The 12,855-nt window shown below is 55.3% G+C and carries 11 protein-coding genes; 9 read left to right on the top strand and 2 right to left on the bottom strand.

The window, feature by feature from the left end; genetic code table 11:
- The first annotated feature begins 120 nt into the window (after nt 1-120).
- The 5 genes from I8J29_RS19785 to rpe all read left to right on the top strand — a co-directional run bounded on the left by I8J29_RS19785 (nt 121) and on the right by rpe (nt 5,664).
- Nucleotides 121-1,230, top strand: a complete 1,110-nt coding sequence (locus tag I8J29_RS19785; protein WP_208849234.1) for a GntR family transcriptional regulator — start codon at nt 121-123, stop codon at nt 1,228-1,230.
- 190 nt (nt 1,231-1,420) lie between these two features.
- Entirely contained in the window at nt 1,421-2,323 is a 903-nt protein-coding gene (locus I8J29_RS19790; protein ID WP_208849235.1) for a sugar phosphate isomerase/epimerase family protein, read from the top strand.
- 117 nt (nt 2,324-2,440) lie between these two features.
- On the top strand, nt 2,441-3,496 hold the full coding sequence (locus I8J29_RS19795; protein WP_208849236.1) for a galactitol-1-phosphate 5-dehydrogenase: 1,056 nt from the start codon (nt 2,441-2,443) through the stop codon (nt 3,494-3,496).
- Between the two features lie 436 nt (nt 3,497-3,932).
- Entirely contained in the window at nt 3,933-4,970 is a 1,038-nt protein-coding gene (locus I8J29_RS19800; protein WP_208849237.1) for an alcohol dehydrogenase catalytic domain-containing protein, read from the top strand.
- A 19-nt stretch (nt 4,971-4,989) separates the two neighbouring features.
- Nucleotides 4,990-5,664, top strand: coding sequence for a ribulose-phosphate 3-epimerase (rpe, locus tag I8J29_RS19805; protein ID WP_208849238.1), 675 nt, complete (start codon nt 4,990-4,992; stop codon nt 5,662-5,664).
- A 73-nt stretch (nt 5,665-5,737) separates the two neighbouring features.
- Here the strand turns inward: rpe and speD are convergent, their stop codons facing one another.
- On the bottom strand, nt 5,738-6,109 hold the full coding sequence (speD, locus tag I8J29_RS19810) for an adenosylmethionine decarboxylase (protein ID WP_208849239.1): 372 nt from the start codon (nt 6,107-6,109) through the stop codon (nt 5,738-5,740).
- Between the two features lie 524 nt (nt 6,110-6,633).
- Between speD and I8J29_RS19815 the strand changes: the two genes are divergently transcribed.
- Nucleotides 6,634-7,566 (top strand): spermine/spermidine synthase domain-containing protein, encoded by a 933-nt coding sequence (locus tag I8J29_RS19815; protein ID WP_208849240.1) that lies wholly within the window; start codon nt 6,634-6,636, stop codon nt 7,564-7,566.
- 168 nt (nt 7,567-7,734) lie between these two features.
- Here I8J29_RS19815 and I8J29_RS19820 read toward each other — a convergent pair whose 3' ends face one another.
- Entirely contained in the window at nt 7,735-8,925 is a 1,191-nt protein-coding gene (locus tag I8J29_RS19820; protein WP_208849241.1) for a pyridoxal phosphate-dependent aminotransferase, read from the bottom strand.
- Nucleotides 8,926-9,137: 212 nt separating this feature from the next.
- Here I8J29_RS19820 and mtnK point away from each other — a divergent pair, with 212 nt between their 5' ends.
- From mtnK to I8J29_RS19835, 3 genes are all read left to right on the top strand, one after another.
- The gene (gene mtnK, locus I8J29_RS19825) at nt 9,138-10,355 is read left to right on the top strand and encodes an S-methyl-5-thioribose kinase (protein WP_208849242.1); all 1,218 of its coding nucleotides are present in this window, start codon (nt 9,138-9,140) and stop codon (nt 10,353-10,355) included.
- Nucleotides 10,356-10,411: 56 nt separating this feature from the next.
- Nucleotides 10,412-11,641, top strand: a complete 1,230-nt coding sequence (gene metK, locus I8J29_RS19830) for a methionine adenosyltransferase (RefSeq protein WP_420831137.1) — start codon at nt 10,412-10,414, stop codon at nt 11,639-11,641.
- Between the two features lie 154 nt (nt 11,642-11,795).
- Nucleotides 11,796-12,377, top strand: coding sequence for a sigma-70 family RNA polymerase sigma factor (locus I8J29_RS19835; protein ID WP_240546337.1), 582 nt, complete (start codon nt 11,796-11,798; stop codon nt 12,375-12,377).
- The last annotated feature ends 478 nt before the right edge of the window (nt 12,378-12,855 follow it).

Below are 12,855 nucleotides of genomic sequence, written 5' to 3' on the forward strand. Positions count from 1 at the left end.
CGGGAGGCTTGTCCCTGAACGGGGCAAGCCTTTCGTCTTGAATTCGGGCGGGATCGCCTATACACTAGATGGATCACTGACACACGGATACATCGCCGCTGCGGCAAGGGGGATTTCGCGTTGAACGGGAACGAACGGAAGGAACGACTGGTTAAGGGGCCGTACGCGCTGTACGAGCAGATGCGGCGGAAAATCGTGGAGCTGATCGAGGAGCGGGGGCTGCGGCCGCACGATCCCGTGCCGTCCGAGGGCGAGCTCGCCGACATGTTCGGGGTCAGCCGCAGGACGAGCAAGGAGGCGCTGCTGGCGCTGGCCAAGGAAGGCATCGTTTACCGGATGCCGCGCCGGGGGACGTTCCTGGCGGAGTACGGCGAAGGACGCGCGGCGCCCGCGCGGCCGGCCGGACGGATCGTCGCGATGGTCGTGCCCGCCATCGACGACTTCGTCGGCCAGATCATCACCGCCGCGCTGCCGGCGGCGCAGGCGCTCGGCTGCGAGCTGATTTTCCGCGTCGCGGGGGACGACCATGACAAGGAAGAAGCGCTGCTGCGCGAGCTGTCGGAGGACCGGGGCATCGGTGGCATCATCCTGTTCCCCGGCGACCGGCGGGCGTTCGGCCGCCAGGTGCTGCGCCTGCACCTCGCGCAGTATCCGCTCGTCATCATCGACCGGGCGTTCCGGGAGATCGACATTCCGAGCGTCTGCCACGACCATTACGGCGGCGCCTACGAGCTGGCGAAGTACCTGATCGAAGCGGGCCATCGGGCAATCGGCTTCGTCTCCGAGCAGATGGCCGGCGTCATGAGCCGGGAGGAGCGCTACCAGGGCTACCTCCAGGCCCACTTGGACGCGGGGCTGCCGGTCAACCGGTCGCTCATTTATTCCGATTACGCGAACCGGGAAGAAGACCTCGAAGCGTTCATGCGCGGCGCGTCCGCGATGACGGCGGCGTTCTGCTCCAACGATTATGTGGCGCTGGCGGTCATGCAAACCGCGCGCCGGCTCGGCATCGACGTGCCGCGGCAGCTGTCCGTCGCGGGCTTCACCGACTCCCGCATGAACGGCCTGCTCCCGGTACCGCTCACGAGCGTGCGCAAGCCGGCCGGCGAGCTCGGCCGCGCCTGCATCGACCTGCTTCTCCGGATCATGGACGCGCCGCCGGGCACCGCCGTCCCGTCGGTCAAGCTGCCGACGCGGCTGATCGTGCGGGAGAGCGTGACGGGAAGGTGATGCCGGACGGCGGCCTGCTCGGTCCTGCTGCCTGAGCGGATGTTCAACGTAGGACGCCCTCTATCTACCGACGTAGAGAGAGGGCGTTTTTGCATGCGAAAAAACTAATTGAATGTATCACTGATACATAATAGTATTAGTTTATGTACTAGAAGAACAACTGACTTGTCCATAGGAGAGGATGGCGGGAATGGCTGTGGATGTGAAGCTGGGCATCAACTTGGGGTTTGCCGTCAACAAGTACGTGGAGCCGCATGTCTGGGCCCGCATCGTGGCGGAGGAGCTGGGGCTGACCTATGTGCAGTTCGTCGCGGATTTGCTGAACGCGTTTCTGCCCGAGGCGGTCCTGCAGCGGCAGCTGGCGGAAATTCAGGAGCAGACGGCCAAGCACGGCCTGCAGATCACGAGCACGTTCACGAGCTCGTTTACGCGCGTGAACCATTTCATGCATCCCGACGAGGAGACGCGGCGCGTATGGCTGGACTGGTTCAAACGGTTCGTCGACCTGTCCGCCGCGATGGGCGCGTCGTCGACGGGCAGCCATTTCGGCATTCTGACGTTCGCCGATTACGGCGATCCGGCCCGCCGGGACTACCTCGTCGGGGAAGCGCTGAAGCAGTGGCGCGAGCTGAGCTGGTACGCGAAGGACAAAGGCATGGCGTACCTGACGTTCGAGCCGATGTCCGTTCCGCGCGAGATGGCCAATACCGTGGAGGAGACGAAGGAGCTGCTGGAGCGGCTGAACGACGGGGCGGGCATCCCGTTCAAGCTCGTCCTGGACGTCGGCCACGCGCCGCATCCGAGCGACCGCGATCCGTACCGGTGGGTGCGCGAGCTGGGCGGCGTATCGCCGATCATCCATATTCAGCAGACGGAGCAGGATCACAGCCGCCATTGGCCGTTCACGCCGGAATACAACGCCCTCGGCATCATCCACGGCGAGCCGCTGCTGGCGGCGCTGGAAACGTCGGGCGCGAAGGAAGCGGAGCTGGTCTTCGAGCTGTCGCACCGCGAAGCCTGGTCGACGGAATTCCGCATCATCGAGGACCACAAGGCTTCCGTCGCGTATTGGCGGCAGTTCGTAAGCAAGTAAACGGGAGGCGCTCCGCATGATGAACACGATTGAACGACAAAGAGCGCGGCGGGTGCCGGACGCGGGCGACCGCGCGAAGGCAGCCGCCGGCGCCGAAGCGAAAGGAGCGCGCAGCCGATGAAAGCGAACGTGCTGCACGGTCTCGGCGACCTCCGCGCCGAGGAGATCGCCACGCCGGCGCCCGGTCCGGGCGAAGTGCTGCTGCGCATCGGCGCGTGCGGCGTCTGCGGCTCGGACATCCCGCGCGTCTTCACGAAGGGCACGTACCGGTTCCCCACGGTGCCCGGCCACGAATTCGCCGGCCGCGTCGTCGCGCTCGGCGACGGCGTCGATCCCGCGCTGCTGCACCGCAAGGCCGCCGTGTTCCCGCTGCTGCCGTGCCGCCGCTGCCCGTCCTGCGAGATCGGCGAATACGCTCTGTGCGACGACTACGATTACATGGGCTCGCGGCGGGACGGCGCGTTCGCGGAATACATCGTCTCGCCGGTATGGAATCTCGTCTTGGCCCCGGATACGCTCGGCTTCGAAGAGCTGGCGATGACGGAGCCCGCGGCCGTGGCCGTCCATGCGCTCCGGCAAGCCGGTCTTGACGTCGGCGACAGCGTCTTCATCAGCGGCGCCGGCCCGATCGGCCTCATGCTCGCCTATTGGGCGAAAGCGTGGGGCGCGTCGCGGATCCTGCTGGCGGACGTCGACGAGACGAAGCTCGCGTTCGCGCGCTCGCTCGGCTTCGCGGACGTGCTGAACCCGCTCCAAGGCGACGCCGGCGAGTGGGCCAAGGCCCGAACCGAAGGCCGGGGCGCGGACGTGGCGATCGAAGGCGCGGGCATCTCGGCGTCTTGGGAAAACTGCCTGCGCGCCGTCCGCAAGCTGGGCCGGGTCGTGCTCATGGGCAACCCGGCGGGCGGGATGGCGCTGTCGCAGGACGGCTACTGGGAAATGCTGCGCAAGCAGCTGACCGTCCGCGGCACGTGGAACTCGTCCTTCGCCGCGTCCCCGCGCAACGAATGGCGCCTCGTCGTCGACAGCATGGCGTCCGGCCGGCTGGATCTGAAGCCGCTGATCAGCCACCGCTGCTCGCTCGAGGACGCGTTCGAAGCGATGCGGATGATGCGCGACCGGACCGCGTTCTTTAATAAAGTGATGATCCTGCCGTCGGGCGGGGAGGTTTAGCCGGAAGTTGCTTTGGTCTTAATAGGGTTTTGGCCTGCAACAAGCAGGCCCAAGAGGTCCGCGAAGCCAGACCGAAGCAACGGGCCGCAGGAAAGTGCCCCATGTTTTGGGCCGGGAGGCCAACAGAATCATTCTAATGATGGAGTTCTCAATAAGGTTTTTGAAGGTTTAAGCATCCGGCAGGAAAAATGCCCGGAGGGCGGAGTGAGGTCGAAAAAGCGGAGCATATGCTTACGAAGCCGGTGAATGCTGCATTCCCTGTCTCCGACAGTGAACGCAAACCAATCACCTTAAGCCTTTGTCGTCGAATTTCTACCTTTATTATGTTTGATTAAATCGAAGAAATCCGATCTACAACAGCGAGCGGAGTCCCGCAACAATCGCAGGGCATTTTTCCGCCCGCACCCGGATGATTAAAAAGGAGGGCTAGGCAAACATGAAAGCGGCCGTACTGCACCAACTCGACCACATGGTCGTCCAGGACGTCGACATGCCGACCGTCGACGCCGACAGCATCCTCATGAAAGTCGAAGCCGTCGGCATCTGCGGCTCGGACATCCGCATCTACCACCACGGCAACAGCCGCGTGCAGCTGCCGCAAATTCTCGGCCACGAGTCGTCCGGCCGGATCGTCGCCGTCGGCGAGAACGTCACCAAGTTCCGGGTCGGCGACCGCGTCTCGCTCGGCGCGGACGTGCCGTGCGGCGAGTGCGTCTTTTGCGAAGCGGGCATCGGCAACAACTGCCAGATCAACTACGCGATGGGCTACCAGTTCGCGGGCAGCTTCGCGGAATACGTGCTGCTGAACAAAATGATGGTCGACTACGGGCCGATCCACGCGATTCCCGACCACGTCTCCCACGAGGAAGCGGCGCTCGCCGAGCCGCTCGCCTGCGTCATCAACGCGCTGGAGCTGTCGAACGTCCGCCTCGGCGACAGCGTCGTCGTCATCGGCGCCGGGCCGATCGGCTGCATGATCGTCGAGGTTGCCAAGATGATGGGCGCGACCAAGGTCATCCTCGTCCAGCGTTCCCGGCCGCGCCTCGAGCTGGCGAAGCAATTCGGCGCGCACGCCTACATCTGCTCGAACGAAGAGGACGCGATCGCGCGCGTGCTCGAGGAGACCGGCGGGCTCGGCGCCGACGTCGTCATCACGTCGAACCCGTCGCCGGAAGCGCAGGTGGACGCGATCCACATGGCGAAGAACCGCGCCCGGGTCAACTTCTTCGGCGGCCTGCCGAAGGGCAAGTCGCTCGTGACGCTGGACACGAACATCATCCACTACAAAGAGCTGTTCGTGCACGGCGCCCACGGCTCGCTGCCGGCGCATCACCGGAAGGCGGTCGACCTGATCGCGTCCGGCGCGATCGACATGAAGCCGTACGTCTCGCACACGTTCCCGCTCGAGGAGATCGGCGACGCGATCCGCGCGGCGGAGAGCCACGCCGGCATGCGCGTCATCGTCAAACCCTAGTACGAGGAGGCGCAGCAGCATGGCAGCCAAAATCTCCCCTTCGTTGATGTGCGCGGATTTCCGCCGGCTGGAGCAGACGGTCGAGGCGTTCGAGCGCGCCGGCGTCGAGTACCTGCACATCGACATCATGGACGGCCGGTTCGTGCCGAATTTCACGCTCGGCCCGGATTTCGTCCGGACGATCCGCGAAATGACGGCGATCCCGATCGACCTGCACCTCATGGTCGAACGGCCGGAGGACCATCTGCACCTGTTCCCGGTTCGCGGCGGCGACATCGTGTCCGTCCACCAGGAAGCGTCCGTTCACCTGCAGCGCACGCTGCAGCAGATCAAGGCGCTCGGGGCGCGCCCGTCCGTGGCGCTCAATCCCGCGACGCCGATCTATACGATCGACGACGTGCTGGACGACCTCGACGTCGTGCTCGTCATGACCGTCAATCCCGGCTTCGCGGGGCAGAAGCTCGTCCCGGCGACGCTGCGCAAAATCGCCAACATGAAGCGCCATCTCGCGGACATGGGCTACGGGGACGTGGAGATCGAGGTGGACGGTAATATTTCCAACGAGAACGCGGTCAAGATGCAGGCGGCCGGCGCGGACATTTTCGTCGCGGGGACGTCGAGCATTTTCAAGAAAAACGCCGATCTGCTGGAGCTGACGGAGCGGTTTCGCGCGTCGATCTCGTCCATCGCGTGAAGTCGCGGGACGAAGCAAAAACGCATTTCGACCGGAGATGCAGCCTCTTAATCTGTAAGAGGCTTGTTCATTATTAATCCATAACGTCTATTTCATTGGAACCGCGTATTAAAAATTTTGTATAGATTTTCATAGGGCTTAATCGATCGATTAGATAATCGATCGCTATTTTGGGATCTACGTTTTCCCCGCAAGTGTAGCAATCTATCGCCGCAAACTCCTTCTCAGGGTAGGTGTGAATGGAGAGATGGCTTTCCGATAAAAGAACTAAAATGGTACAGCCATTTGGATCGAATTCCTTATCGGATATGGATATTACCTTCGCGCCGCATTGCGTAGCTGCATCCAACATGATCGACCGTAAAAAATCAATATCATTCAAACATGCAAAATCAACTCCCCAAACGTCAACGATAATATGCTTTCCAAAAGTCGAGTATGTCAACTCGGATCACCCCTTCAAGTCTAATGATGAAAAAGCAGCGAGGATGGACGAGAGTTTTTCAACTCACTCCATAAAATATGAAAATAAATGAAAACCGATCTAGTAGAATGACTATTCTTAGTTTCGAGGAGGATGATCAGCGTATAGATTTCACTGGCTTTCCGCGCCAGCTTATGAGTTTTCATCGTAGCGGTCAACCGCTGCGCAGTATGAATCGGTCTTCCCGCTTTCATTCATCGGCATAGCAAAAAGCCTGTAACAAGCCTGTTACAGGCTTTTTGCTTGACTAAAGGCGTAACCGCGAAGTAGAACGACAGCGAACCGCGGGTGCTGTTTTTCGGGAACGCGCTCGGCTTCCGCGATTCGGTTGCGTACAAGGACTTACGGGAGCTGCCGAAGCGGCGCTTCGCCCACACTTTCCCGGATACATGGCATATCTTGAGATTAACTTATGCGGAGAAAATGCCGGAGCGGATATTGCATCCTTTTTTTGCAGGCCTATATTTAGATGAGAGGTGAAACAATTGGCAAAAAAAACGGCGGCCTCAACAAGCTCAACCGTTAACCGGGGAGATATATGGGATCAGAAAACCTTGAAACACTTGCTGCAAAGAAAACCTAAAATTCTTTACAAGGGTAAAAGCCGTTATCAAAATATTGTCCTGCTGGAAGCGAAAGATGTACGGATGTATCTGGATAAGCAGTTGCAATTCAGTTCATTGGACGAACGTTTTTATCACGAGGCTCTTGTTCACCCGGCGATGGTCATGTCGCCCTGTCGTCGTCATGTCCTGATATTAGGCGGGGGGGACGGATTCGCAGTACGGGAAGTACTTAAATATCGGGATGTAAAAACGGTTGATCTCATTGAGCTGGACCCCAAAATAATCAAGATAGCAAAAAGCAGACCTATCTCCGTATTAAATGAGCGTTCGTTATACGATAAACGAGTGAAGATTCATCAAAAGGATGCAAGACGCTTCTTTTCCAAGACGCCGAATCCAAATTCAAAGACCTACAATGTGATCATCCTCGATTTCCCCGATCCGTATGATAAAGAGCTAAGTAAGCTGTATACGAAAGAATTTCTAAAAGACGTAACCAAAAAGCTTGCTCCAGGCGGCATAATCGTCATCCAATCCAATTCGACCGATGATTTCCCGCGGGTTTATTGGAGTATTTATCATACTTTGAAAAGCGTAGGACTGATAACGAAAAGCTATAATGTTTACGTTCCTTCATTCGGAGATTGGGGATTCCAGATCGCTTCGTTTAAAAAGTTTGCGCCCGGAAGGAAAAAAGTATCCGTCGCGAACCAGACACTCCCCAAAAATCTCTCCGTTCTGTTTAAATTGCCCAAGGATGTTCTTCGCGATAAAAAAGAAGCCCTGCCTAACAGCTTGAAAAATCTGAGAATATTCAAATATTACGTCATGGATCAAAAAGCAGCGCTATAAGATGGAAGGGATCCTAAGAGGACTATACGAATAGTCCTCTGAAGGCATTCATGCATCAATCACGCCTTAGAATTCACGATTCTCATAGGGATGAGCGACCCGCGGCAATTCCCCTTTTCATAAATGAGTCAAGCAAATGCCCTACATAGCGTACGTTGCGGTATCCGCTTAAAAAAGAGATAAGGAATGAATTCGCTGCATCGCTTCCCGCAGGCGTTCTTCACTCGTTAGAAGTCCCGCTCGAACGTAACCCTCGCCGTTATGACCAAACCCGCTGCCTGGCGCCACAACCACCTGAACTTTTTCCAGAAGCAAGTCTGCGAACTGGCTTGAGGTGTATCCTGGCGGAACGGGAAGCCAAGTAAAAAACGTCCCTTCGGAAAGAGAGGCATTCCAGCCGATATGGCTCATTTCGCGGTAAACGGAATTCCGACGCGATTCATAAACGGCCACCAGTTCCTTTACGCAGTCCTGAGAAGCCGTCAAGGCCGTCACCGCAGCATCTTGAACCGCTCCGAACAGACTGCAGTAATAATGGTCCTGAAGCAAATTTATCAATCGGATCACTTCTTTATTTCCCAGCGCGAACCCGCTTCGCCAACCGGCCATGTTATAGGTCTTCGAGAGGGTATAAAACTCGATTCCCACCTCTTTCGCGCCAGGACGGGACAAAAAGCTGGCTGGTTTCTTCCCGTCAAATCCGAGCGCTCCGTATGCAAAGTCATGCGCGATAACCATTTTGTTCTTCTCCGCAAACCGGATTGCATCATCGAAAAAGGAGGGAGGAGCGCAGGCACCCGTAGGATTGGACGGATAATTCAGATAGATTAATTTACCCCTTTTCAGCTGTTCCGTTGGAATGGATTCCAAATCGGGTAAGAACGCGTTTTCCCTCAGCAGCGGCATGGGAATCATGTTAGCGCCTGCCAGCGCGATCCCTGACCAATAATCCGGATACCCGGGGTCGGGTACAAGCGCAACATCCCCTGGGTTCAACAAGATTGACGCAAGTTCGACCAGCCCTGTTTTTGTGCCGGGAAGAATCGCTACTTCATCGTCCGGATCCAAATGAACGCCATGTTCAACCTCGTACCATTGACATATCGCTTCTTTCAGCTTCCTTTTCCCGGAAAATAAGGGGTACTTGTGGTTCAGCGGACTAATCGCCGCTTCCTGCAAGGAACGTACAATATGCAAGGGTGTAGGAAGATCGGGATTTCCCTGGCCAAGATTAATCACATCGTATCCCTCTTCGATATATCGGTTCGCCCTCGACACTAAGCCCGAAAAAAATTGATTGGGGAGACGGTTCATTTGGTTTGATGCCTTAATCTCGAATCTGCCTATTCGCGCATCCATCGCATCACCTTCCATTTTATGAAAGGATATGAAAGAGAAGGGGAATTGCTTGTACGTCTATCCTCTTTTTTGCTAAAAACAACAATTTACTTCTCTATCAGCCACCTATCTATTTAGACGGTTGTCTTATTTATGACTATTCATAGACACCAATTCTCCTTCTTGGATTATCTATATAAGATAGTTCATGTTTTAGTAGAGGAGGAAGGATAATGCTCCAGTATGAAACCCTTAATGAATATAGAGCTTTGATGTATGCCCGTAAACTAAAAGACATGTTCGGGAAGAATGCGCAGCTGGTTTGCAGAGAGATCGGAGATGGGAATTTGAATCTCGTCTTTCAAATTACAGACAAGTTATCGGGTACAAGCATTATTGTGAAGCAGGCGCTTACTTATGCACGGGTTGTAGGGGAATCTTGGCCATTAACGCTCGATCGGGCGCGGATTGAGAGTCAAGCATTGATCATTCAGCATTCCATTTGCCCTGGTTTCGTACCTAAAGTTTACCACTATGATCCCATTATGGCAGTGACCGTCATGGAAGATCTGTCGAACTATCTGATTATGCGCAAAGGATTGGCTGCCCGGAAGCGTTATCCTCATTTTGCGCGTCATCTAGGCGTCTATCTGGCGCGAACGTTGTACTTGACGTCCGATTTTGCTTTACCTTCGCAAGTGAAAAAGAAAAAAGCGGCTCAATTCACGAATCCGGAAATGTGCAAAATCTCGGAAGATCTCATTTTTACGGACCCTTATTTTAATTCCGAAACGAATCAATTTAATCCCTTGGCAGCAGAACGGATAGAAGAAATATGGAACAATAACCCATTGAAGCTGGAGGTCGCAAAATTAAAAGCAGGTTTCCTCACTCATGCGGAGGCGCTGATCCATGGGGATCTTCATACCGGCAGCATTATGGTAAGCGAAGAGGGGACCAAAGTGATCGATCCGGAATTCTCCTTTTATGGACCTGTCGGATTTGATATCGGGGTTGTGTTTGGAAATCTTCTGCTCAGTTTTGTCTCCCATGGAGGGCATACCCAGGACGCGCCTGAGCGGAATTATCAGGCGTATCTTCTTGCAACGATCGAACAAATATGGGGTTACTTTGAACAAACATTCAGGGAACTATGGGAAAAAGAGTCTAAAGAACGCATGACAATCGTTCCAGGATTGCTGGACTCTTACTTGCTTCATGTGCTTGAGGACTGCGCGGGCTACGCAGGATGTGAAATGATACGCAGAATCATAGGTCTTGCGCATGTTTCGGATCTGGAAAGCATAGCGGATCCGAATCTCCGGGCAGAAGGGGAGAAGCTGGCGCTTTCGATCGGACAAAAGCTGGTGTTGGAAAGACGGCAAATTCAAGACATTAAAGACGTTACATGCCGTGTAAGCGAGATCGCGGGATATGGAACGAACCAATGAAAACATGTACCCGATTTCTTCTATGGGACAAGTATAATGGGGGGGAATAAATGACGATCAAAAAAAACCATCATCTCTTTACGTCCGAATCCGTGACGGAAGGCCATCCCGATAAAATGTGCGATCAAATTTCCGATGGCATTTTAGATGCTATTTTCGAGAAAGATCCGTTTGCGCGCGTGGCTTGCGAATGCTGCGTGGGACTAGGCTTTGTGCTTGTTACCGGAGAAATCACGGCAAACGCTTTTATTGATTATCGGAAAGTCGTTCGAGACACAATTCGCGGCATTGGGTATACGCGGGCGGATCTTGGCTTCGATGCCGATTCATGCGCGGTCTTTATCGCGATCAACGAACAATCCCCCGATATCGCAATGGGAGTCGATAAAGCCTTAGAGCTTCGCGAGGGCCGAAAGAGCGAGGATGAGATAAACGGAATCGGTGCCGGCGATCAAGGCTTAATGTTTGGTTTCGCATGTACGGAGACAAAGGAGTTGATGCCGCTGCCGATATCACTGTCGCATAAACTTGCTTATCAGTTGGCGCTCGTCCGAAAAAACGGAACATTGCCTTATTTACGTCCTGACGGTAAAGTGCAAGTCAGCGTGGAATATGAAGGCAACCGGCCTAAGCGAATAGATACGATCGTAATCTCGACTCAACACGACGCTGAAATATCCCGTGAGCAAATCATAAACGATATGCATGCGTTCGTGATTTCGCCTGTCGTTCCAACCGTTTATAAGGATGAATACACAAAGTATTTCATTAATCCAACCGGCCGATTCGTCATCGGCGGTCCGGCAGGGGATTCAGGATTGACGGGCCGTAAAATTATAGCCGATACCTATGGCGGTTACGCTCGTCATGGCGGCGGCGCATTCTCGGGCAAAGATCCCACCAAGGTTGACCGCTCGGCCGCTTACGCTGCGCGATATGTAGCTAAAAACATTGTTGCGGCAGGTCTTGCCGACAAATGCGAGGTTCAGTTGGCTTATGCCATAGGGGTTGCATATCCTGTGAGTATAGCCGTAAATACGTTTCATACCGGCAAAATCGGCGATGATATGCTCAGTCAATTGGTACGCAAACACTTTGACTTACGTCCGGCAGGCATGATTAACATGTTGAACCTTCGCAGACCGATTTATCAAAAAACGGCTGTTTACGGACATTTCGGACGTGCGGATCTTGATCTTCCTTGGGAACGGACAGACAAGGCAGCGTTATTAAACAAGGATGCGAAGCTGATAAAAGCAACGAGGGCCAAACGGGGAGGGACTTAAATCCTCCCGCCAAGCCCAACAAAGCCTCTTCATCTGTAAGAGGCTGCATCTCCGTCGGAGATGCGTTTCTTTTTTCGCCCTTTATCAGGTATAATACAGGGAGATGGATGACGGGTGGCAAAGGAGAATCGCGGTGAACGAGGCACAGTTAGTGATGTTGTCGAGACAAGGGGACGAGACGGCCTTCAATAAGCTGGTCGAGCTCTACAAGGATAAGCTGTTTCACATGGCGCATCGCATCCTGCGGAGCAAGACGGAGTGCGAGGACGTCGTGCAGGAAACCTTCTTGAAGGTGTACCTGAACCTGAACCGCTTCGACGAGAACAAACGGTTTTCGACGTGGATTTTTCACATCGGCAAGAACGTATGCCTGGATTTGCTGCGCCGCCGCAAAACACCGCCGCTCCCGCTGGATCAGCCCGTAACGGCCCATTCCGACCAGCATTTGTCCCTGCACGACGTCATTCCGCACGCGTCCCTGACGCCGGAAGGCGAAGTGATCGAACGCGAGCTCGCTTCCACGATGGCCGGGATGATCGAGAAGCTTCCCGAGAAGTACAAGACCGTCGTGTACCAGCGCTACGTGCTGGAGATGTCCATGGAGGACATCGGCCGGGCGAACAACATTCCCGTCAACACGGTCAAGTCGCGCATCCACCGCGGCAAGGAGTTCATGAAGAAACGGTGGGGCAAAATGCTCGTCATTTACTCGCTGCTGCTGTTTAACTTCTTTTGATCGAGGCTCCGGACTTTTAGGTTCAAGAAGCGTGCAAATCGGTTATCGATTTGACACGCTTTTTTTTGCGTCTGTCGGGCGAAGGGGCATAGCTGGCGAGAATGGCATAGCGGGAGCGAATGGCATAGCGGGGCTGAGTGGCATAGCGGGCGTGAGTGGCATAGCGGGCACAAGGGGCAATCGGATGCAGCAGCCGGCCGTCTGCCAAAGCAAACCGCGGGCCATCGTGCAGAGGCACGGTCAGGTTGGGGCGCGCCGAGCTTCAATGAAGCGTCCCACCCGATGACCGAGCGGACAAGAGATCCGCTATTCGTCGAATAAGGGGCCGATTTGGATCTTTGGCGGACACAGTGCTCCTCTGTCAATAAAGTGGACAACAGGCTAAGCCAATTTCTCGTAATAAAGCTGTTCGAAACGGATGGGCGAGATGTAACCCAAGGTACTGTTGGACCGTTTTCGGTTGTAAAAGAACTCAATG

The organism is Paenibacillus artemisiicola, assembly GCF_017652985.1.
Classification (GTDB): Bacteria; Bacillota; Bacilli; order Paenibacillales; family Paenibacillaceae; genus Paenibacillus_Z; species Paenibacillus_Z artemisiicola.

Bases quoted from the DNA above. Each gene is read 5' to 3' on its own strand.
- I8J29_RS19795 (WP_208849236.1), top strand. From the start codon at position 2,441: ATGAAAGCGAACGTGCTGCACGGTCTCGGCGACCTCCGCGCCGAGGAG.
- I8J29_RS19835 (WP_240546337.1), top strand. From the start codon at position 11,796: ATGTTGTCGAGACAAGGGGACGAGACGGCCTTCAATAAGCTGGTCGAG.
- rpe (WP_208849238.1), top strand. From the start codon at position 4,990: ATGGCAGCCAAAATCTCCCCTTCGTTGATGTGCGCGGATTTCCGCCGG.
- I8J29_RS19800 (WP_208849237.1), top strand. From the start codon at position 3,933: ATGAAAGCGGCCGTACTGCACCAACTCGACCACATGGTCGTCCAGGAC.
- mtnK (WP_208849242.1), top strand. From the start codon at position 9,138: ATGCTCCAGTATGAAACCCTTAATGAATATAGAGCTTTGATGTATGCC.
- I8J29_RS19820 (WP_208849241.1), bottom strand. From the start codon at position 8,925: ATGGATGCGCGAATAGGCAGATTCGAGATTAAGGCATCAAACCAAATG.
- I8J29_RS19790 (WP_208849235.1), top strand. From the start codon at position 1,421: ATGGCTGTGGATGTGAAGCTGGGCATCAACTTGGGGTTTGCCGTCAAC.